This window comes from Sporosarcina sp. AD_1 (genome assembly GCF_057373025.1).
Genome location: NZ_JBPVIR010000003.1, coordinates 105526 through 126876, shown reverse-complemented (window position 1 = coordinate 126876; position 21351 = coordinate 105526). Strand labels below are relative to the sequence as shown.

The 21351-nt window shown below is 42.6% G+C and carries 27 protein-coding genes; 25 read left to right on the top strand and 2 right to left on the bottom strand.

Translation table 11 applies throughout. The features are described 5' to 3' along the window. Positions 1-57: 57 nt before the first annotated feature. The 17 genes from ACSW3C_RS06825 (at position 58) to ACSW3C_RS06745 (ending at position 14685) form a co-directional block, all read left to right on the top strand. Complete coding sequence (locus ACSW3C_RS06825) at positions 58-363, top strand: YwqI/YxiC family protein (RefSeq protein WP_486561710.1); 306 nt, start codon at positions 58-60, stop codon at positions 361-363. Next, positions 360-1748, top strand: coding sequence for a ribonuclease YeeF family protein (locus ACSW3C_RS06820; protein ID WP_486561709.1), 1389 nt, complete (start codon positions 360-362; stop codon positions 1746-1748). The genes ACSW3C_RS06825 and ACSW3C_RS06820 overlap by 4 nt, the downstream gene beginning before the upstream one ends. A gap of 27 nt (positions 1749-1775) precedes the next feature. Then, on the top strand, positions 1776-1940 hold the full coding sequence (locus ACSW3C_RS06815; RefSeq protein WP_486561708.1) for a hypothetical protein: 165 nt from the start codon (positions 1776-1778) through the stop codon (positions 1938-1940). A gap of 407 nt (positions 1941-2347) precedes the next feature. After that, on the top strand, positions 2348-3925 hold the full coding sequence (locus ACSW3C_RS06810) for a ribonuclease YeeF family protein (protein WP_486561707.1): 1578 nt from the start codon (positions 2348-2350) through the stop codon (positions 3923-3925). A gap of 11 nt (positions 3926-3936) precedes the next feature. Then, positions 3937-4245, top strand: coding sequence for a hypothetical protein (locus ACSW3C_RS06805; protein ID WP_486561706.1), 309 nt, complete (start codon positions 3937-3939; stop codon positions 4243-4245). A gap of 120 nt (positions 4246-4365) precedes the next feature. Next, positions 4366-4740: a hypothetical protein gene (locus tag ACSW3C_RS06800; protein WP_486561705.1), complete on the top strand. Its 375-nt coding sequence runs from the start codon at positions 4366-4368 to the stop codon at positions 4738-4740. 97 nt (positions 4741-4837) lie between these two features. Then, entirely contained in the window at positions 4838-5359 is a 522-nt protein-coding gene (locus ACSW3C_RS06795) for a hypothetical protein (RefSeq protein WP_486561704.1), read from the top strand. Between the two features lie 117 nt (positions 5360-5476). Then, positions 5477-5770 (top strand): hypothetical protein, encoded by a 294-nt coding sequence (locus ACSW3C_RS06790; protein ID WP_486561703.1) that lies wholly within the window; start codon positions 5477-5479, stop codon positions 5768-5770. Between the two features lie 80 nt (positions 5771-5850). Next, positions 5851-6039, top strand: coding sequence for a polymorphic toxin type 50 domain-containing protein (locus ACSW3C_RS06785; protein WP_486561702.1), 189 nt, complete (start codon positions 5851-5853; stop codon positions 6037-6039). Between the two features lie 16 nt (positions 6040-6055). Then, the gene (locus ACSW3C_RS06780; RefSeq protein ID WP_486561701.1) at positions 6056-6394 is read left to right on the top strand and encodes a hypothetical protein; all 339 of its coding nucleotides are present in this window, start codon (positions 6056-6058) and stop codon (positions 6392-6394) included. A gap of 584 nt (positions 6395-6978) precedes the next feature. Further along, positions 6979-7374 (top strand): hypothetical protein, encoded by a 396-nt coding sequence (locus ACSW3C_RS06775; RefSeq protein ID WP_486561700.1) that lies wholly within the window; start codon positions 6979-6981, stop codon positions 7372-7374. Positions 7375-7387: 13 nt separating this feature from the next. Continuing rightward, positions 7388-7885, top strand: coding sequence for a hypothetical protein (locus ACSW3C_RS06770; protein WP_486561699.1), 498 nt, complete (start codon positions 7388-7390; stop codon positions 7883-7885). Between the two features lie 324 nt (positions 7886-8209). Next, positions 8210-8461: a hypothetical protein gene (locus ACSW3C_RS06765; protein ID WP_486561698.1), complete on the top strand. Its 252-nt coding sequence runs from the start codon at positions 8210-8212 to the stop codon at positions 8459-8461. Between the two features lie 590 nt (positions 8462-9051). Then, complete coding sequence (gene aspA / locus ACSW3C_RS06760; protein WP_486561697.1) at positions 9052-10476, top strand: aspartate ammonia-lyase; 1425 nt, start codon at positions 9052-9054, stop codon at positions 10474-10476. Positions 10477-10634: 158 nt separating this feature from the next. Beyond that, on the top strand, positions 10635-12374 hold the full coding sequence (locus tag ACSW3C_RS06755) for a LytS/YhcK type 5TM receptor domain-containing protein (protein ID WP_486561696.1): 1740 nt from the start codon (positions 10635-10637) through the stop codon (positions 12372-12374). Continuing rightward, complete coding sequence (locus tag ACSW3C_RS06750; RefSeq protein ID WP_486561695.1) at positions 12371-13099, top strand: LytR/AlgR family response regulator transcription factor; 729 nt, start codon at positions 12371-12373, stop codon at positions 13097-13099. Before ACSW3C_RS06755 ends, ACSW3C_RS06750 begins: the two co-directional genes overlap by 4 nt. Positions 13100-13230: 131 nt before the next feature. Next, positions 13231-14685: a carbon starvation CstA family protein gene (locus ACSW3C_RS06745; RefSeq protein ID WP_486561694.1), complete on the top strand. Its 1455-nt coding sequence runs from the start codon at positions 13231-13233 to the stop codon at positions 14683-14685. An 89-nt stretch (positions 14686-14774) separates the two neighbouring features. On the opposite strand, the gene ACSW3C_RS06740 is transcribed toward ACSW3C_RS06745, so the two are convergent. Beyond that, a complete protein-coding gene (locus ACSW3C_RS06740; RefSeq protein ID WP_238079350.1) occupies positions 14775-15521 on the bottom strand; it encodes a DUF3888 domain-containing protein in 747 nt (248 codons plus the stop codon). A gap of 137 nt (positions 15522-15658) precedes the next feature. On the opposite strand from ACSW3C_RS06740, the gene ACSW3C_RS06735 reads away from it, so the two are divergent. The 3 genes from ACSW3C_RS06735 to ACSW3C_RS06725 are packed head-to-tail and all read left to right on the top strand — an operon-like array spanning position 15659 to position 17842. Then, on the top strand, positions 15659-16543 hold the full coding sequence (locus ACSW3C_RS06735; protein WP_238079349.1) for a DMT family transporter: 885 nt from the start codon (positions 15659-15661) through the stop codon (positions 16541-16543). 24 nt (positions 16544-16567) lie between these two features. Then, on the top strand, positions 16568-17062 hold the full coding sequence (locus ACSW3C_RS06730; protein WP_486561693.1) for a GNAT family N-acetyltransferase: 495 nt from the start codon (positions 16568-16570) through the stop codon (positions 17060-17062). A 36-nt stretch (positions 17063-17098) separates the two neighbouring features. After that, on the top strand, positions 17099-17842 hold the full coding sequence (locus ACSW3C_RS06725; protein ID WP_486561692.1) for a MerR family transcriptional regulator: 744 nt from the start codon (positions 17099-17101) through the stop codon (positions 17840-17842). Between the two features lie 63 nt (positions 17843-17905). Here the strand turns inward: ACSW3C_RS06725 and ACSW3C_RS06720 are convergent, their stop codons facing one another. Then, entirely contained in the window at positions 17906-18229 is a 324-nt protein-coding gene (locus tag ACSW3C_RS06720; protein ID WP_238079346.1) for a YbjQ family protein, read from the bottom strand. A gap of 120 nt (positions 18230-18349) precedes the next feature. Here ACSW3C_RS06720 and ACSW3C_RS06715 point away from each other — a divergent pair, with 120 nt between their 5' ends. From ACSW3C_RS06715 to ACSW3C_RS06695, 5 genes are all read left to right on the top strand, one after another. Then, positions 18350-18769, top strand: a complete 420-nt coding sequence (locus ACSW3C_RS06715; RefSeq protein WP_486561691.1) for a GyrI-like domain-containing protein — start codon at positions 18350-18352, stop codon at positions 18767-18769. A 30-nt stretch (positions 18770-18799) separates the two neighbouring features. Continuing rightward, positions 18800-19354, top strand: a complete 555-nt coding sequence (locus tag ACSW3C_RS06710; protein WP_486561690.1) for a GNAT family N-acetyltransferase — start codon at positions 18800-18802, stop codon at positions 19352-19354. Between the two features lie 34 nt (positions 19355-19388). Next, the gene (locus ACSW3C_RS06705) at positions 19389-20144 is read left to right on the top strand and encodes a MerR family transcriptional regulator (protein WP_486562108.1); all 756 of its coding nucleotides are present in this window, start codon (positions 19389-19391) and stop codon (positions 20142-20144) included. A 120-nt stretch (positions 20145-20264) separates the two neighbouring features. Further along, entirely contained in the window at positions 20265-20513 is a 249-nt protein-coding gene (locus ACSW3C_RS06700) for a hypothetical protein (RefSeq protein WP_486561689.1), read from the top strand. Between the two features lie 227 nt (positions 20514-20740). After that, on the top strand, positions 20741-21334 hold the full coding sequence (locus ACSW3C_RS06695) for a hypothetical protein (RefSeq protein ID WP_486561688.1): 594 nt from the start codon (positions 20741-20743) through the stop codon (positions 21332-21334). The last annotated feature ends 17 nt before the right edge of the window (positions 21335-21351 follow it).

Sequence of the window (21351 nt, the reverse complement as noted above, 5' to 3'; positions counted from 1 at the left end):
TCAATCTCCGTATACAAAGATGAAGCTAGATGAACGTTCTACAGAGGAGGCTTTCTCATGACGGAAATGAAAATTGTCTATGAAGAGGTTGAAAGCAAACTGGGTGAAATCCAAGGGGCGACAGACGGGCTGGATCCTACAGCCGTACCTGCCATCTCTCAAAACCAAATGGATGTCGTAACGAAACTAACTGAATTGCAAACGAAATTGGAGACACTCCTGACCAATTACCAAACGCTGCTGCTGAAAAATGTAGAAACAACGGAGAACTCAGTTCAATTCCTGCAGGCCGCCGACGAAACAATCGGGAAGGGGATTGCCGCGGCAGGAAGTGCAATGGGTCTGAAGGGAGCGATCGAATGAAAATCCTCAAGGTCAGCACCTTATCAGAAGGGCTTGAAAACAATAAGGAAATGCTCGATCGTCTCGAAGGGGAAATGAAGAAAATAGATGAGACGATCCAAAAACTTGTGGGGCTGGAAGAAGAGTTAAAAGGGAAGGGTGGCAGTGCAATCCGATCCTTTTACAAGGAATGTCATCTGCCGTTCCTTCAGTTCATGCAACTCTTCAAAAGCAATTTCTATAGCGTCCTTTCCCAAATAAAAGGTGCACTCGAAGCGCTTGAACCAAATCCGGACGGCTATATTCAAGAAAGCTTTTTGTTGGGAGAGGTGGAAGAGGGACTGTCTGAAATTTCAAGGGTGACTGCGAGTCTGACAGAGGAAGCGAATGCAATTATTGCGAAGGTTTCTGACATTGTCACCTTACCCCAATTAAATGACAGCGACGTCCAGACAGGCATCGGAAATTCGAAGAAGCGAAGAGACCAGACAATCGCCGACTTGAATGCTTTTGATAGGACACAAACTGAATCGTTAACGAGTGTTGAATCCGATTTGCTGACAATGGAACTTTGGCTAGCGGATATTCAAGGATTAATGGAAGAGAACTTAACCGATGTGTCCTTCCCTACAGAACAGTGGGCTAAATATGCCTCCACGACACCCTTGCAAACCGTTATGGATCATAGAACAACTCCGGTCGGAGGGAAGCTGGCCAGTGGAGAAACGAAGGAACAAGAAGGCAATGGCTATTTCAAGCTGGAAGACTTAAAAGAAATGCTGAAGGTGTCGGACCGTTCGTCCATCGAAGAACGAATGGCAGTAACGGATAAACCGTTGGAAGAGCTGGCAGAAGGAAATATTATATGGAAACGAGAACATGGAAATCATGTCGTCAGTAAAGGAGCGCCAATCAATTACGATTCGCTCGGCGTGCGGCCGGACAAACTGGATCTATACGGACATGATGTCAACTATATGGTGAAAGACGGAAAGCTCATCATTTTTAAAGACAATCCGGATTTACAGTATTATACACAGGGAGCCGAGATGGGACGCTTCAATTACTACTCTGCTAAATCCGCAGAAGCAGTAGCTAATTTCTATGGAACGGCAGGTATATTCAAAGTGTTAGGGAAAATACCCGGCTCGACTAAAGCCGTTGATCTATTTAATAAGAAAGTGCCATTACCTCACGCGGGATCAATCGGCAAAGGGGTCGCATCCTATGAAATCCAAAAGAAAGTGCCAGTATGGGGAGAAATTATTGGCACGACGGTACCTTCAATCGGGACGAAAGAGGTCATTTTATATCTTAGTGAAGATGAAGGAAAGAATTGGCCACATCGGGTTCGCTTTGTCATAACCCCGGATGGAGAAGTCACTACCAAAAAGTTTAAGGGGTAACAAACAGTTTCCAGTAGGAGGCGGAGAATGGGTCCTATTCAATTAACATTAGTCATCGCAGCAGTAGTCTTCCTCAACAATTATGTGTGGGAAAAGGACAAAAAGACAAAATGGCACGTAACTGCAATCCAAATTATTGCGATTGTCGCCATAATCCTTCTGTTGGAGTACTTTATTCCATTCTTCAAATAAACCAAATAGCAGGATGCCTAGGCATCCTGTCAGCCTGTTGACAAACGCTTTCATACGTTGTTGCTCGGCTCGCTCGTCCTCTCATGAACTTTAGTTCTATTCGAGTCTTCGCTCGCCTTCGCGGGCCTGCATGGATGCAGGTCTGCAGTCGTCGCGACAGGACGTCGCGCTCTGAGACTGCCTTCTTCAATGGCAAGCGTTTTCAAGCCAGGCTGAGGTGTGTGCTAATTAGTCGAAAAAGCAATTACAAAAGTGTAGACAAAGTTAAAATCAACTTTGTCTACACTCTGGCAGGATGCCTAGGCATCCTGTTTTTTTAGAAGTACAGATGGAAATACAAGTAATTTATTGAAACGCCTGGAGGGTGTGAGAAGTGGTTTCCGTGATGAAATAGGGGTGAGGGAAAAGTGAAAATACTGGCAGTCCAACCGTTTCAAGAAGGATTGCGAAATATGCTGAGTGCGTTGAATCGGCTCGAAACTGAAATGAAAGCAATCGAAACAACAATCGAGACATTTGTAGCGTTAGATGAAGCATTTAAAGGAGAAGGCGGCCAAGCCATTCGTTCGTTCTATGATGAAGTGCATTTGCCGTTCATCCAGCTCTTCCATATGATGCAGAGTGACTTCGTGAATGTACTGGAACGAATGACTGCTGCATTAACTACATTGGAACCACATCCTTCAGGATGGATCCAAGAGAGCTTTCTAGAAGGGGAAGTGGAGCAGGGCCTGGATGAAATAGCCCGAATCACCGCAAGTCTGACAGACGAAGCGAATCAAATCATGAACAAAGTGGCCGACATCGTTGCCTTGCCGCATCTGGACGACAGCAATGTACAGGACGGCATTTACACAGCGAAGCGAAAACGCGATAATACAGTCACGGAGCTAAATACATTTGATTCAGAGCAAACCAATGCACTAATAGCCATCGACAACCATCTACAAGTGATGGAACGCTGGATTGCGGACGCATCCAGCCTATTTACAGAAAACACGTCCGATATTCACTACGACACGGGGCAATGGGCCGAGCTGCTCGCCAAAAACCTCCTACAGACGGACATGGCTTACAGAGGCAATGTGCTGGCCAGTGTCATGACTGGATCAAAGTCGAAGGAACAGCTAGGAAAAGACCTCGAAGCGACAATCAACGAGATGGAAAAAGTCCGTGACAAAGAGGAACTGGAGAAGCTTTACGCTGAAATGGCCAAGTATTCTCCATCAGAAAATGTTGGACTGAACCGGCAAGCCTATGCGACAGACGGCGATCCCGTCATGGACTTTCGCGCAGTCAAAGGTCCAGTGGAGCCTATGTTCGGTGGGGGGATGATACCACCTGGGTTTGGCGGATTCGTGCTAGGTGCAGTTAAAGGCGCCCTTGACTTCTGGTTCCTTGAAGATGTTGAAACCATCATAGACAAGGATACAACATTCACGCAAAAAGCGACCGCTGTCTTTTTCCTGACTCCCCACGGAAAGATCCTCAAGGGTAGCCAAAAAACTTATAAATTGAGCAGGAAAGCAATGGACGGGAAGATTAAGAAGGTTGAAAAGGTGGAGGAGCCGAAAAAGACTGGTGGGTTGGAAGGGACTAAGGATATAGAAAATGGCAATTTAAAACCATCGAATTTATTGAGGGAATTATCGGAAAGTGGAGTTAAACATAATCCTGCTGATGTATTGGCTGTAACTAAAACTTCTAATGGTAAATTAGTATGGCTTGAAAAAGGAAACTCAAAAGCAGGTTTTTATCATGTAATGAGACACGCAGATGAATTTGCAGCAAAGGGAATAAAAACTAATGATATACCAGATTTGTTAATGAAAGCATTAAGTGAGGGTAAAGTTGTTGGATATCAAGGTCGGGGACAAGGGAGACCAATATACGAAGTGGTATTCAATGGCCAAAAACAAAGAGTCGCTATTACTGTAGGGAATAATGGGTTTATTGTGGGTGCTAATCCAACATCATTACCATAAGGAGTTTGAAAATGAAAAAAATCAAAATATTTTTAGAATACAAATGTTTTCCGATGTGGGTGTATAACGAACATGATGAATTGGTAGAAAATGATTTAGTTGAGGAACTTAAAAATGATGCTGAGATTGATAATATGTTTGTAGAAATACAAAGTATATATGATGGATTGTATGAAGATGATGCTATTAACTTTGAGTTTAAAGGGTTTACTAACGAAATAGACAGAAATGAGTTTATTCATAAAATTGAAAATGCGACAACCCTAGTTAGAGAGAAAGTTGGAAATAAATATATAATCGAAAAAAAATTAAACTTTTAAAATAAATTACAGACCTTGATTGGTTTGATGCCTTTCAAGGTTTTATAAATGGTGAAGAATTAAAAGGCAAGAATTAAGAGACGCGACGCATTTCTTTTTTTAAAAAGTAGGTGAGAGAAAGTGTTGGCTGCAAGCTTCCAAGAGATTATTAAAAATTTCGACCTTACGGATAGCGTGGTTACTGAAGTGAGATGGTCTGACAACCTAATGGACCTGATAGTTAATGTTGATTATTATTGGGATATTCAGGATGGGTATGATACTACAAGAATATTGAAGATTATTTTTGAAGGCTGCCAAAAAGTTGATTTCCAAATTAGCGGCGAAATTCCCTTATGCCTCGATTCAGTAAACAAAGAAAGTCTCTTTACGATTGTTCTTTTTAAAGAACTGACAGGGAGTTCAGTCGAGCAACAACATTTAGGAATTTTTACCGCTGATTACTCGAAACCGTGGTTGTCAGTAGTATGTACCAATGTAAAATTGGAGGAATAGGACTGTATATAAATCTTGAATGCTTACTGTCTTCAAGGTTTTTTTGATAAATACTTACAAGTTTTTCTACAAAAATAATGAAAGATGAGGTTATATAATGGTTGAAAGGTTAACAACATCAATAGTACTATATGGTAAAATTGATTGCTTAGATTCTAATAAATGGTTAGAATTTTATAACTATGTATTAAATTTTATTAAGGCAATAAATTTGGTTCCGAATTATATGGCGGTTTCTAGTAGATCAGTTAAAAGTAGCAAAATTTCTCCTATAAGAAGAGAAGAAAAGAACTTATTGAGTGCAATTGAAAATAAAGAAGAAATTTCATCGTTATCTATATATAGTCTTCCGGATAATTTTGAAACAGCTGCTTATGATTATAATGCATATATATGTAGGACGAATAGATTAAAATATTCACATATAATAATCACGTTACCTATTGAGATATATACAAAAATTGACTATAAAGAATTAATAGCGGGATTGAAAAAATTCATAGACTTAAAAAATGGTGAAATATTCAATATGTCAAATTTGGAAAGTCCTCAATTATATGCTTCTAAAGCAAATGCACCATCAACATTTAAAACTTTAGATGTGACTGCAAATCTATAAAAACTATATTGTACCTGCCTTTCAAGGTTTCTTTATTATCTAACCACACAACCTGTAAAGACATTGAGGAGTAAGAGTGGGTGATAATCCAACATCATTACCATAAGGAGTTTGAGAGTGGGAAAAATAAAAATATTATTAGAATACAAATGTTTTCCGATGTGGGTGTATAACGAACATGATGAATTGGTAGAAAATGATTTAGTTGAGGAACTTAAAAATGATACAGAAATTAATAATATGTTTGAAGAAATACAAAGTATATATGATGCATTGTATGAAAATGAAGCTAATAACTTTGAATTTAAAGGGTTTACTAAAGAAATAGACAGAAATGAGTTTATTCATAAAATTAAAAATGCGGCAACCCCAGTTAAAGAGAAAGTTGGAAATAAATATATAAACTTTTAAAATGAATTACAGACCTTGATTGGTATGATGCCTTTCAAGGTTTCTTTTTTGTTTGTGGTGCTAATAAAACAGCATAAGAATTGCTTGATAAGTTTGCAGGGAAAGGTCAACTACTGCCAAACGGTAAAAAAGAAAGAGTAGACTTTGGTAAACCGATTGGAAAATACTGTGATCGTGATACTGGTGAATACCTTGAAACTACTAGAGGAATGATTCATTTCGGAAAAGACGGAGCGCATATAGTGCCTTCAGAACCATTACAGAGGTAATAAGAGGAGGATATACATGGAATATGATCCGTTAATAAAAGCGTTAAAAGAGTATAAAGATAGGGACTTGATAATAGAGTGGGATAGTGGATTAAAGATTATTGGTGAACCAGACACACTCTTTGAAACAGACAATGGGTTGGATGACGTTGATGTGAATTATTCCGAATATTATGCAGTTACATTTCAAGTAATTGATATTTTAGCGCATCCTACTAGTGAAGAAAGTAGTTTATATAATTGGTTAATACAAAAGAAAGGTTCATTAGTTGAAATTTCAATTTATGATGATCCCCCAAGTGCAGTTTTTTTAACTGACGGAGAAAGTGTATGGAAAAGGGATAGTCAAAAATAAAAATGTTACTTTAAACATATACCTTGATGGGCTAAAGCCTTTCAAGGTTTTTTGTTTAGAAATGTTTAGAGTGATCTGGAAAATTAACAAACACCGAGTATATAAATTGGTTTCTTCAAGAAAGTTCTGGTATTTATGAGCCAAACCAAGCTGGACATTATGTGTTTATTACACCAAATGATGTAATAGAAACTAACGACATACACTCCAAGCGTTATAATAAGGTAAAAGTTGTTTTGGAATACTACTCCCCCTTTTAATAAATCAAGGGGGTTTTTATTTTATGTTTCAATAATTTCACAATTAGAAAAAATCCTATAAACTATTGATATTCAAATAGCTTATTCATTAGAGTCGAATAAACGGCCTTTTATTTATTGACGGCGGCATGATCCCGCCTGGGTTTGGCGGAGTCGTGCTAGGTGCAGTTAAAGGTGCCCTTGACTTCCTGATCCATGAAGATGTTAAAACTATCATACAATGACACAACATTCACGCAAAAAGCGACCGCTGCCTTTTTCCTGACTCCCTACGGAAAGATCCTCAAGGGTAGCCGAAAAACTTATAAATTGAGCAGGAAAGCAATGGGAGGGAAGATTAAGAAGGTTGAAAAGGTAGAGGAGCCGAAGAAGACTGGTGGGTTGGAAGGGACTAAGGGGAAGGGTAACATTATTAAAGTCAATAATGACACAATAATTTTCTCAGCAACAGCCGCCAAAAAAGGTGGAGAGACAGTAGTTGGTCACGCTTTTCAAAAGCATGCCGGAAGAAATCCAGGTATATGGGGAAAAGTCAAAGGTGGACCAAATCAAATAAATCAATCTGCTCTGAAACATCTTGAGGAGATTATTAACGCTCCTGGTGGATTCACAAAAGTCACGAATCCTTACGGAATACAATTCCTTGAGAAGAAACTTTCTGATGGGCGTGGAGTAAGACTAAATATGGATGGAACCTTTAAAGGCTTTATTGATCAGTAGAGGAGAGAAAAAGATGGAGAACATAGAGATAATATATTTGGATATTTGTAAACAAGATGTCGATGAGTTTTTTAGAGAAAATATGTCTTTTAGAGATTCAGATATTAAGTCCTCCCATTTTTATGATCAACGTATTGAGGAAGACAGGGAATATTATCAAATTCAAAGTATTGCTGAAATTCTTTCTCCAACTGGTACAGGCAGTATTGTTCTTAAAGAATTACGACAAGGAATTGTTTTAGAGGATGTAGTGATCACTTTTTCTTTCAACGAGAATGATGGCGAGATCGTTATAAATTTCCCTGATTCCAGTTTATTACAAGGGGATGCAAGAACAGTCAGGAACAAGTGTGTTTCTCTTTTAGAACATTTGTCTAAAATAAAGGAGAAATACAATGTCCCAAAGATACGAATAGGTTACGAATCAGCAACTGACGATGACACTTGCCTGGTTGAAATTTCAGACGACTCATTTTCTCTGAATACGGCTTTAAGCAAACTAATTCCATGACCAATAAGCCTTAAAGGTCTTTCTCCTTTAAGGCTTTTTTTAAATGAAACCTATTCCCTGATAACCACAGAGAAATACCGTACAGTTTGTCTGTCTATTAAGTTGCTTAAAAGTATAAACCACCATGCTAAATTAAATGGCATAACTTTAATTAATAATCAGAGCTATTACTCTCCTTAAGGTATTTTTTATGGATGGAATGCCGAATAAGTCACTTGTTATTTGGAGAATAGGGACACAACACCTGTAAGCCCTATAAAATGTTTTAATAAATTCTTTAGTACGTACACTTTGTTAAGCTGGCTATATTAGAGGTGATTAAAAATGGGAGCTTTTGTTTTACTCTTAAAAGACTACGAAGATGAATCAGTTGTGGTTTATAGATTCGGCCCAAAAGAAGAGATAATGGGAAAGATTGAATTAAACAAAGAAACTAGAATGTTCTCCGAACTAGAACCGATTAATAATCCTAATCATTCAAGTCAATTTTACTTCGATAGAGCGGCTCAGAGAATGGCAAGATGTCTAGTTAAGGAAAGCAGTATATTTCCTGAGAAAATGACATTTGAATCTTAAGGAGTTTAACTTGATTGGCTTTATGCCTTTCAAGTTTTATCTTAGTGGATTGAGATAATGAAATATTTAGAGGAAACTTTTGATGACAATTAAAGCTTCACATGAAAGGTGAATACCTAGTGCGAGGATTGGATAAAAAAGAAAATACTTCTAGTAGCAACACCAACTACAACAGAAAAGTTTGGTGATAATAATTTTAAATTGTTGGGAAGTGAAGTGAATTGAACATAAAATATGAAAAAGATAGAGGGTATATATTTAGCCTTTATCTTCTAAATTATCCAATCAACCAAACTTGGCTCGCGCGTTTGCTGCAGTTAGGATTGTCTCAAAAAAATATCATATGGTTTTTACACTTTCCTTCGAAAAAGCATGGCATTGCTAACATAAAAGGCGTACCATTAGAGGGGTGACTTTGCGCGGTCCGGTCGAAGATCCGATAAAGGGACGAAGACAAGGGCGGCGTGAGTAAAATCATACTATCATGCGCCAACTGAAAGCATTTGGATAATGCCTGAATTGGACAGACATCATACATCTATAGTGAAGGAATGCCTTTTTGGCGATGATCGAGAGGAAGGAACAGGATAATGAGTGAACTAGCTGGACGTATCGAACATGATTTTTTAGGGGAGAAAGAGATTCCGAATGATGTGTATTACGGAATTCAAACGATGCGGGCAACGGAGAACTTCCCGATTACGAAGGAACGCATGCATCCGGAGTTGATCCGTGCCATCGGCGTGGTGAAGAAAGCGGCAGCCATCTCCAATCACTTTGTTAATGATTTGCCGAAGGAATTGGTCGTGGCGATTGTTCAAGCGGCGGATGAAGTGATTGAGGGGAAATTGGTGGATCATTTTATCGTGGATCCGATTCAAGGGGGCGCTGGCACTTCATTTAACATGAATGCGAATGAAGTCATTGCCAACCGCGCGCTTGAGATCATGGGCCAGCCAAAAGGCGATTACAGCATCGTTAGTCCGAACAACCATGTGAATATGTCTCAATCTACAAATGATGCATTTCCGACAGCTATCAAAATTGCGGCACAACGTCTTGTGAACGAGCTGTTGGAAGCGATGGATCAGCTCGTGGATGAGCTGAAAGGGAAAGAGCAGGAATTTGACGGCATCATTAAGATGGGAAGAACTCATTTGCAGGATGCGGTTCCGATTCGCCTGGGACAAGAGTTCGGCGCTTATCGCAGTGTCATCGAGCGGGATATTGAGCGTATCGCGCGGACGAAACCACTTCTTTCTTCCGTTAATATGGGAGCGACTGCCATCGGTACCGGGTTGAATGCGAATGCGGATTATATCGAAATGGTAGTTGATCAATTGAGCTCCATCAGCGGATTGCCTTTGCAATCGGCTGGGAATCTGATTGACTCGACGCAAAATACCGATGTCTATACGGAGCTATCTTCAGCGCTGAAAATCTGTATGATTAACCTTTCGAAAATGGCCAACGACTTGCGTCTCATGGCATCAGGTCCAAGAGCCGGCTTCAGTGAAATTAATCTTCCAGCCAGACAGCCAGGTTCCTCGATCATGCCGGGGAAAGTGAATCCGGTTATGGCTGAGGTGCTGAACCAAATCGCTTTCCAAGTAATCGGCAACGATCATACGATCAGTTTGGCTTCCGAAGCGGGCCAATTCGAATTGAATGTAATGGAGCCAGTGCTCGTCTATAATCTCTTGCAATCGCTGACGATTATGAAGAACGGAATCCAGGTGTTCCGGGAATATTGCATTAGCGGGATTACTGCGAATGCGGAGCGGATGAAAGAGTATGTGGAGAAGAGCATCGGTACATTGACTGCACTCAGCCCGTACATCGGCTATGAAATGTCCTCGAAAATCGCGCGGGAGTCGTTTGAAACAGGCGTGCCAATCAAGGAACTTTGCCTTCATTACGAGGTGTTGACGAATGAAGAACTGGATCGGTTGTTGAACCCATTCCAGATGACTCAATTGAAAAAGCGGGACCAAGTTGATCTCCAGCTAAAATAATCCGAAGAAGCCGGCCATCTCATTTTGAGGTGAACGGCTTCTTTTTATTGAAAGGATAGAGATAGCCCTTCCACTAGTTTACTGAAAATAATGATTTATAACGGAGCAGTGGTAACGTATAATGGTGTACAAACGAATGGACGGCTGGGGGAATGAACGTGTTGGATTTACTAGTCATTATGTTGGAACGGGTCGGCACGATTGTGGCGGTGGCGTTCATCTTAACACGTTTCCGGTTTTTTAAAAATATGGTGCACCAAGATCGATTGGACCGGAAACAAGAGATGACTGCCATCCTGTTTTTCGGTTTTTTTGGCATTATTGGCACCTATTTTGGTGTCGCTTTCAATACGCAAACTTTGCATTTTAACAGCGTTTCTATTGAATTGACGATGGACGAGGCCATCGCCAATTCTCGGGTTATTGGAATTGTCGTTGCAGGGCTTTTAGGGGGATACCGATTAGGAGTTGGGGCCGGTTTGATTGCGGGCATACACCGGATGTCACTTGGCGGGTTCACTGCGATTTCCTGCGGAGTGTCTACCATTATTTCCGGCTTGCTTGCCAGTGCGTTTTATAAGCGCGGCAAGCATACAAAACCAGTCGCTGCTTTCGCTATCGGCGCACTTGCGGAAACGATCCAGATGGTTTTGATTTTATTAATATCGGATCCATTTGAAAAAGCGCTGTCACTCGTGCAAACGATTGGATTGCCGATGATCCTGGCGAACGGTATCGGGACGGCTTTGTTCATGCTGATTGTTTACAATGTCATTGGAGACCAGGAGAAGGCGACGGCGATGCAAGCGCAGAAAACCTTGCGGATTGCCGATCAAACCGTGGGGCACTTGCGAAAAGGGATGAATTCGGAGACGGCATTGGCGGTTTGTAATATTTTGTTCCGAGAACTGCAGCCGAGTGCAGTGGCGATGACAAATCGTACGGAGATCATGGCGCATGTCGGAATTGCCGATGACCATCATCAGACGGACAGTCCATTGCAGACGCATATTACAAAGGAAGTGCTCCGGCATGGGCAGCTTGTCGTGGCAGATGAAATGTCCATTCATTGTGTGAGGGAAGATTGTCCGCTTGGGGCGGCTGTCATTGCACCGCTGAAATTGCGCGATGAGACAGTCGGTACGTTAAAGCTGTATTATCCTTCGGCGAAAGCCATTACGGATGTGAGCATTGAACTGATATCGGGACTCAGCGCCCTGCTAAGCAACCAGCTCGCCATTGCGGAGGCCGATCGGGCATACCAGCTTGCGAAGGAAGCGGAAATCAAAGCGTTGCAAGCGCAAATCAGTCCGCATTTCTTATTTAATTCGATGAATATTATTGTGTCTCTTATCCGTACAAATCCTGATGAAGCAAGACGCCTGCTCACATCGTTATCCTATTTTCTCCGTCAAAACTTGATGGGGACCACGATGGAAAAGGTAACGCTGGAACAGGAGCTGGCCCATGTGAAAGCGTATCTGGAAATAGAGGAAGCGCGTTTTATCGACAAACTGCAAGTCCACATTGATGTAGATCCAGCCGTACTGCAAGAAACGGTGCCGCCGCTCACCTTGCAGCCGCTCGTGGAAAATGCGATAAAACATGGCATCCGGGATATGGAGCGAAATAGTGTAGTGCGGTTGATCATCCGGGATGTTGGAGACGCCATAGATATTATCGTGCAGGACAATGGAAAGGGAATCGCGGAGGAAAGACGAGTGCTGCTTGGCGCAGAAAAGATGGAATCCGATTCGGGTACCGGCATGGGGCTCTACAATGTCAACCGCCGATTGCTCATGACGTTTGGCAATCAGTCTGCACTGCATATCGGAAGTGAAAAAGACAAAGGGACGGAAATTTCATTTCAAATACCGAAGATGGGGGTGGCCGTATGAACCGGACGATTCGTGTTGTTGTAGTTGATGATGAACGGTATGCGCGCGAGGAGCTCGCATACTTACTCGGGAAACATGCATTCATCCAAATTGTGGGCGAAGCGGATTCGGGGGAAGTGGCGATCATGAAGGCGATTCAGCTCCAGCCGGACGTTCTGTTCCTGGATGTGGAAATGCCGAAAATGTCCGGAATGGAAGCGGCCAAGGCGTTGCTTGGATTGAAAAAAGTGCCGCTTGTTGTATTCGCTACGGCATATCCCCAGTTTGCGGCGGAAGCGTTCCGAATTAACGCCGTAGATTATTTATTGAAGCCGTATGAGGAAGAACAAGTGACACAAACGATTATCCGCATTCAAGAGAAGCTGATGCCAAAAGAGAGTCCTGATTTGCGGTTGGGGAAGCTGGCCATTGAACTCGATGGAGAAATCGATTACATTCCGATTCAAGACATCTTATACATGTTCCGGGATGAGAAATTGACGAAGATCATCACAATACAGAAGGAATATGACGTGAGGATGACGCTCAAGGAGCTGGAAAGCCGGTTGTCCTCCTATTCCTTCTTTAGAATTCATAAAGGATATCTCGTCAATTTGCTTCATGTCAGGCGTTTGACGCCATGGTTTAATGGGGCATACCAGCTGGAAGTCGAGGGGCGTGCCGAGAAATTGTCGGTGAGCCGCAATTATGTCCGGGATTTACGGCATCGTCTGGAACTAACCTGAAATACACGATAATCTACCATTCTGGCATGTTGCGCTGATTTCAAAGCATCTTATGAAAATATGTCCTATTGTAGGAAGATTTCCTCTAAACTGAATGAAACCGCTATCATTTGGGGAAGGGGAAGATAGGTATGATGACGTTTTTATTTGGTATTTTATTATTGATTGTCGGTTATTTCACGTACGGTAAATTTATCGAGAAAATGTTCGGCGTGAAGGAAGACCGTGCGACACCAGCGTATACGAGTGGAGATGGGGTCGATTATGTTCCGATGAGCACGAAAAAGAACTCGCTCATTCAATTATTGAACATTGCAGGAGTCGGCCCGATCTTTGGACCGATCATGGGTGCGCTGTACGGGCCGGTCGCTTTTATCTGGATCGTCTTTGGCGCGATTTTTGCTGGAGCCGTCCATGATTATTTGACTGGAATGATTTCCATTCGTAACCGGGGTGCGCATTTGCCAGAACTGGCAGGGAAGTTCCTCGGCGGGTTCATGAAGCACGTTGTCAATGCGTTTGCTATTCTTTTGTTAGTTCTAGTAGGTACCGTGTTCGTTTCGGCTCCTGCCGGATTGCTGTACTCACTGATGAACGGCTGGATGGCGATGGGGATTATCGTTACGTTAATTTTTGCGTATTATATTTTCGCTACTCTCTTGCCGGTTGACAAGATTATTGGAAGGCTTTATCCGATTTTCGGCGCTTTGCTTATCATTAGTGCTGTCGGAGTCGGTGGAATGATGATTATTAAGGGTGTTGATATTCCAGAATTGACACTTGCGAATTTGCATCCTGATAATTTGCCGATCTTTCCACTATTGTTTTTGACAATATCTTGCGGTGCGTTGTCTGGTTTCCATGCGACACAATCGCCGATTATTTCTCGGACAACACAAAAGGAAGGCCAAGGACGCAAGATTTTTTACGGCATGATGATCGCGGAAGCGATTATTGCCATGATATGGGCGGCAGCTGGCATGTCCTTGTTCAATGGTTATAATGGGTTGAACGAAATGTTGACGGCAGGCGGACCTGGTTTGATCGTCAGCGAAGCGTCTACCATGATGCTAGGTGCAATTGGTGGTACGCTGGCAGTTCTAGGCGTTATCGTGTTGCCGATTACTTCAGGAGATACGGCATTCCGAAGCGCACGGATGATCATTGCGGACTATTTTAAAATATCACAAGTAAAAATGATAAGCCGTCTATGGATTGCAGTTCCGATGTTTGTCATTTCTATAGCATTGACACAAGTGAATTTCAATATCTTATGGCGTTACTTCTCATGGGCAAACCAATCGACTGCTGTTATCGCTTTGTTTGTCGGAGCTATGTACTTGTTTATTGCAGGCAAGAATTATTGGGTTGCTCTTATTCCGGGGACGTTTATGCTCATGGCAACAAACACCTATATTTTGAACGCTAGCATTGGGTTCGGCTTGCCGATGAACGTTGCATACATTGGAGCAGGTGTCATTTCCTTCTTCATTGTCGCACTGTTTTTTGCAGCGGCCATTCGGGCTAGAAGAGCACAGATTCCACTAGAGGAAGACATTTCGAACTGGAAAGGTGCAACACAGTAATCAATCCTTCACATGTACGAAATGAAAAAGAGGCAGGCGTTGTCCAACAGCGCCGGCCTCTTTCTTGTTTGTTAACAAAAACGTGTCCCTTACATATACCAAAGCAGATCCGCCTTCATCTTCTTACCTTTTGCACTCTTCTTGTCGACGACCTGCCACTGGCCATTTTCGTTTTTCAGTACATATAGCATATTGGTTCCATCGGATTTCTTAAAGACAATATATCCTTCCGTCTCTTTCAAATAGGTAACAGGCAGGATGACATTTTTATTCGGAGGCTGTATGCCGGGATTCAAAATGTTAATGACGATGTCCTCTACGATGGCTTGAAGTGTATTGAAATCATTATTTTGTTCAGCTTGGTACTGCAGCTGAGGGTACGTGTATTTTTCGAACGGCAAGACATTCAGATGAAAGGAGTGGGTAATATCCATTAAAACATCTTTGTAAAACTCATTGACCTTCCTTTCTTCTTCATCTCCTTCATGTTCCACTTCAACCAATGCAACACCGTCCGTTTGAATCTGAAACGTCATCTTTTCGGTTCCATAAGGTGGATTATCAGCGTTCTCAAAGGTTTTGATTTCCACTTGTACAGTAAAATCGAACCCTTCCTTTTGGTTGCGCTTCATGCTTACGATCGAGGCATCATTCAGTCGGTATGATTTTAAGTAACCATATTGTTGGATGATTCCTTCTGAAATCGAGGGGGCTAATGTGGTGAGAAACGCATCTTGAATCGTCTGGGACTCGATTTTCTGGTTCGCTTTCAACGTTTGAGGGAGTGCCAATAAAAGCATTCCGGCCAGCAATAACATCATGTATGTCTTTTTCATTGAGGATTTCCTCCTAAGTGGTGTTGTTCTTAGGATTTCCCATGAAAGCAAAACAATGCACAACTTTCGAACATATGCTTTTTCCTTGCGGCAATGCGATATAATGGTTGTATCCAAAAAACGTAGCGGGGGATTCGATGAAAAAGTATATAGGTGAAATAGGACTTTTATTGACAGCGATTATTTGGGGAAGCGGATTCGTAGGGAGTGCCATGGCGCTCGAATCATATACCCCTTATCAAATACTGGCAGGGCGGTTTTTAATTGGGGTCATTATTTTAGGCGTTGTGTTTTTCCCCAAGTTGAAAAAGATTTCAAAGAGCGTTCTCTGGAAAGGGGCCATTTTAGGTGTGTTCCTCTACATTGCATTCGCTTTGCAAACGGTCGGATTGCAGTACACGACGCCTTCTAAAAATGCATTTTTGACTGCAGTTAACGTGGTCATTGTCCCGTTTATCGGGCTGTTGATTTATAAAAGGAAGCTCGATTTGTTTGAAGTGGGCGGCGCTGTTTTGGCAATGCTTGGGGTGGCTGTACTGTCCTTGCAGCTGTCAGCCGATATCAATCTCGGCGATTTTCTTTCCTTATGTTGCGCAATTGCGTTCGCGTTCCATATCTTCTACACCTCTCGATTTGTGAAGAAGGAAGATGCCATCCATTTGACAATTGTCCAAATGGGGACTGCGGCCATCATTGGTTTTGTTGTTGTATTGGCTAGAGGAGAAACATCGTTTGACATGCAGCCGGAAGCCCTCACGTCGTTATTGTATTTAGGTGTATTTTCAACGACTATCGCGTTTTTATTACAAACGGTTGCACAGAAATTTATTTCTGAAACGAAAGCCGCCATTATCTTATCAACTGAATCGTTCTGGGGCATGGTGTTTTCCGTCATTCTACTTGGTGAAATTTTAACACTTCGCATGGGAATTGGTGCGATTTTGATTTTAGCTGCTATCATCTTGTCGGAAACAAAACTGGCCTTTTTGACAAAAAGGAAAGTGAAGCGGACTATCGGGTAGACGCATTTAAAGGGGATGAGGAGCATGGGGGCTATTACTATTGAGCCGATCACGAAAAGAAATTGGGGAGAGGCTATGGCAATCGGGGTATGTGATAGCCAGAAGTCGTTCGTCCCATCGGTCGCTGAATGCTTGGCGTTTGCTTATTTGAAGCCTTGGGATGAAGCGTTAGATCCATATGTTCTTTTAGTAGATAAAACGATCATTGGTGTTTTTTATCTTTCCTACACACCTGACAGCAAGGACAACTATTGGATTGGCGGATTTCAAATCGATAAGAGGCACCAAGGCAAGGGATATGGAAAGATAGCACTACTACAAATCGTGAAGTTTATAAAAGAGCGGCATCCCGCATGTTGCCTAGTTTCCTTGACAGTCGAAAAAGACAATCTGCATGCCATCCATTTATATGAGAAGTTCGGCTTTATCAGCGAGAACAAAGAAAATGAGTATGCAGAAGTGATTTATACGTTCGATTTAGAGAAAAATATTTTCGGAAACGAATTGACTCGTCCCTAACAGACAGGTTTAGAGTGGAATAAAAGGAGGGTGTGTATGCTGTCGATTGGAAAAACAGCTAAGCTCGTAGGGGTGACAGTGAAGACGATTAAACATTACGAGGACATTGGGCTCATCCAGCCGGCATTTGTCAATCCCGATTCGGGCTACCGCTTTTATTCGCAGCACGAGCAGCAACAGCTTGTCCGTATTCGAACGTTGAGGAGTTTTGGCGTTTCCTTGGCCGACATTTTACGCGAAGGGGATGATCAAATGGACTCGTTATTACGCGAGAGAAGACAGCAAATTGAATTGGAAATTCAGGAACTGCAAGGAACAATGGAAGCGATTGAACGGAAACTGACCAAGGGGGACAATCAAATGGAAACACGTATTGTGGAAAGTGGCGGATTTACAGTGAAAGGATATCAGGTGATCGGACCGGTATCGAATATTCCGGCGAAATGGGCCATTTTGAATGAGGACATTAAACAGCATGAGGTAGTTGCAGAAGAATCGTTCGGTGTTTGTTTGAAGATGGAAGGCGATACGATCCACTACATCGCCGGACTGAAAGAAGACTTGGCACAAGAGTTGTCGGGATCAGATGAAGTTGTCATCCCGGCAGGCCGATTCATTGTGGCAAAGGTCGAGGGTGGCATTCCGGGAATTCCAGCAACGTACGATGCGATTATTCAGATGGAAGATATTCAGCTGCGGGATTGCTATGATTTTGAACGATACGTCCATCCAGTCGGGGCAACGGAGGATGTTATTGAAATTTGGATGCCGATTGAGTGATTATTTGATATGAATAATAGTAAGGGATAAGCAGTCCGTATAGAAGCTGCTTATCCCTATTTATTATTCACCGTCCTGATACGTCACAGCCGTCCCAGTTGCGATACACATCATCATGCCTTCGCGAACGGTTTCAAAATCCAAATCAATCCCGATAATGGCGTTAGCCCCTAATCTTCTGGCGCGTTCCTCCATTTCGTTCAAAGCAATTTGACGTCCTTCCGCAAGTTTATCCTCATAGGCGGCACTGCGTCCTCCGACGATATCTGTGACAGAGGCGAACAAATCCCGGACGATATTCGCTCCCATGATCGCCTCGCCTGATACAATCCCGTGATAGGTCACAATCGTTTTACCTTGCAATACATTTGTTGTTGTCTGTAACAAAATCATTCCTCCTTTGTCTTCTTCTTTACGTCTCTAGTATAACGGAAGTTCCATAATTAAGAAATTTATTGAAATTCCTAAACTACCTCCCGTATAGTAAAGAAAAAGGGGGAATGGAAGATGGAAAAAAGGATTGAAACAATTGAAGGATTTACTGTATCGGGATTTGAAATAAAGGGGCCAGTCGAGGAAATCTCTGCATTGTGGGACAAGTTGAATGCTATGTTGTGTGACAAAGAGATAGCGGCAGATGATTCATTTGGCATCACGATGGCTATCAACGGTACAGAATTTCATTACCTGGCAGGTGTTAAGGCCGAATGGACGAAAGGTGTAGAGGGCCTGACAAGCCTTACAGTGCCTGGCGGCCGCTTCATCGTCGGAACAGTAGAAGGGGGAATCGAGATGATTCCGGCCATGTTCGATACACTGATGCAAACACCGGATGTTGAAATGCGTTATAGTTACGGGTTTGAGCGTTACATTCATCCTGACCCGTCAAAACCCTATGAAACGGAAGTGTGGGTTCCGATCGAGTGAAAATTTCGAATAAAAAATGGAGGGATCCAGATGGTTACGATTGTACTCGCGCCCCATCAATTGAAGTACGCTGAAGCGATCTCAACGCTGTCGTCTGTTCCAGAAATACGGGATGCATTAGGGCTGAGTGTGGAGCAGACATCCAGAGAGGGGACGGAAGGTTTTATAACGTTTATTCAGGAGCAGGAAAACGAGGGGAAGCAATATTCGAGAGTCATACTGGATATTCAGGAAAACGTCATAGGCGTGATTACACTGAAAGAAATAAATCCAGTCAAGAAAACAGGGCATAACGGTACGTGGATTGGATATCCCTATTGGGGAAAAGGATTCAACGAAGCAGCTAAGCGGAAGATATTATATACTGCCTTCACAGACCTTGACTTAGATATTGTTTTTGCAGGGGCGAAAAAGAAAAATGGGCGCTCACAAAGGGCACAAGAGAAGCTCCCTTATATGAAGTGTCATGTGGAAAAGGAATATCCTGAAGAACATAAGAACTTGGAAGCGCAGGTAGGAGAAGCTTGTATTCTGAATGTCATTGAAAAAGAGACATTTTTAAAGTGGTATCACAATAAAGATTGATTTCTCTATTGACTCTTACGTAACGTCATACTTTATTGTAAACAAGGAAGGGAGGCGACGGAAATTGAAAGTGAAGGAAGTGGCAGAACTCTCGGGGGTCAGTGTGCGAACGCTGCATCATTACGACGAAATTGGCCTGCTTGTTCCGGAGGACGTGACGGATGCCGGGTATCGACTGTATTCGGATGATAATGTGGCGACGCTCCAGCAAATTCTTTTTTTCCGTGAGCTTGGTTTCCCTTTAAAGAAGATAAAGGAATTGCTCGACCGTCCATCTTTTGACCGGCTGGAAGCATTTGAACTGCAGCGTGAGATGCTAGTGGCGAAGCGCGGCCAGTTGGATGCCATGATTGCAACGATTGACAAGACGCTGCGGGCAGAGAAAGGAGAAATCAAAATGACGAATGAAGAGAAGTTCCGAGGATTTGATTTCAAAACGAATCCTTATGAACAGGAAGCGCGTGACCGATGGGGAAATGAAGCAGTAGATCAGGCAAATGAACGGATTGCAGGTATAGAAGAGGAACTGCAGGATGGAATGAATCGGATTTACACCAAGCTTGCCGAATTGCGAACTGTCGATCCTGCGTCTGAAGAAGCGCAAGAGGCAATCGGGGAATGGTTTCACTTCCTGAACCGGATGGGACATTATTCGCCGGAGGCATTTGCTGGGTTGGGTGAAATGTATGTAGCAGATGAACGGTTTACAAAAAATATTGATAGATTTGGTACGGGATTAGCTGCTTTTATGCGCGATGCGATGAAAGTGTATGCGGACCGCCAGTCGTAACAGAACGGGCATTGCCGCTTTAGGCAGTGCTTTTTTCAATAGAAGCATTTTGGCAATCGACAAATAATAGCGGATGTACTACGATATGGATAGTATCGTAGGAAAGGGGCGGGGGAAAAGGTGTCAATCCATTTGATCTTGGGAAGAACGATCGGAAATGAAAAAATTATTAAGCGGCTTCAGGCTGAAGGGAACCACGCTATTATCGTTGTCGATGAAGCGCATAGCGGACCGCCGATAGATGAGGGAAGTCTCCTCATTTATTCGCCTAATGATGCAGCCAAATATGTAAAGATGCACAAAGATGTAATCATCCATGCTTATCGTTGCCGCTCCCCTATTATGAATATTGATCGGTATGAATTTTAAACGCAGCCAAGTTCTGCGTTTTTTTATCCCCTCCAAGATTAGTTCGTTAAGCGAAACTCTTTCGATAGATGAAACTTCTTCCACCTGCAAAACGTATAATAGAATAGATAAACAAACGGCATGCAACTACGTCCGGAGTTGTAGAGAATTTCCGCCGATAGACGGTTTAGGTTCCCAAATGGTTGGTGCATACTGGTAGAGAGATAGACGAGTTAGGGGTTGGGATTATGGGGAAATCCATATATATCGTATTGACGGATACAGGAACGTTGCTCTCCAAAGCGATCGGCATGTACACGAGGAAGGACTTGAACCACGCCTCGATCGCATTTGATGAACATTTGACTGACATATACAGCTTTGGCCGGAAGCAGCAATACAATCCGTTTATCGGCGGTTTTGTAAGAGAGAACGTTACAGACGGCATATTCCGGGACGCTGATTGCGCCATTTATCGTTGTGAGGTCTCGACGGAGGCTTACATGCGGATCAGGCAGAAAGTCCGGATGTTTGAGTTAAATCAAAAAATGTATAAATATAATTTTATTGGATTGTTTGGTGTAGCCTTGAACAAGGAAATTAGGCGGAAACGCGCTTTCTTCTGCTCGCAATTTGTCGCAACTGTCATGCAGGAGAGCGAAAATCACCGTCTTGGCACGACACCATCTTTGACAATGCCACACCACCTGGTGGATATGCCTCATTTGGAATTGGTGTATGAAGGCGAGCTGCAACATTATTTGAATACCACTAGGGGTCCGGTGGAGGCTCCGATCCGGATTGGGCTATTGAAAAGCCTGGCGTTCCGGCTACTTGCATAAAGAAGCTTCTTCTTGCC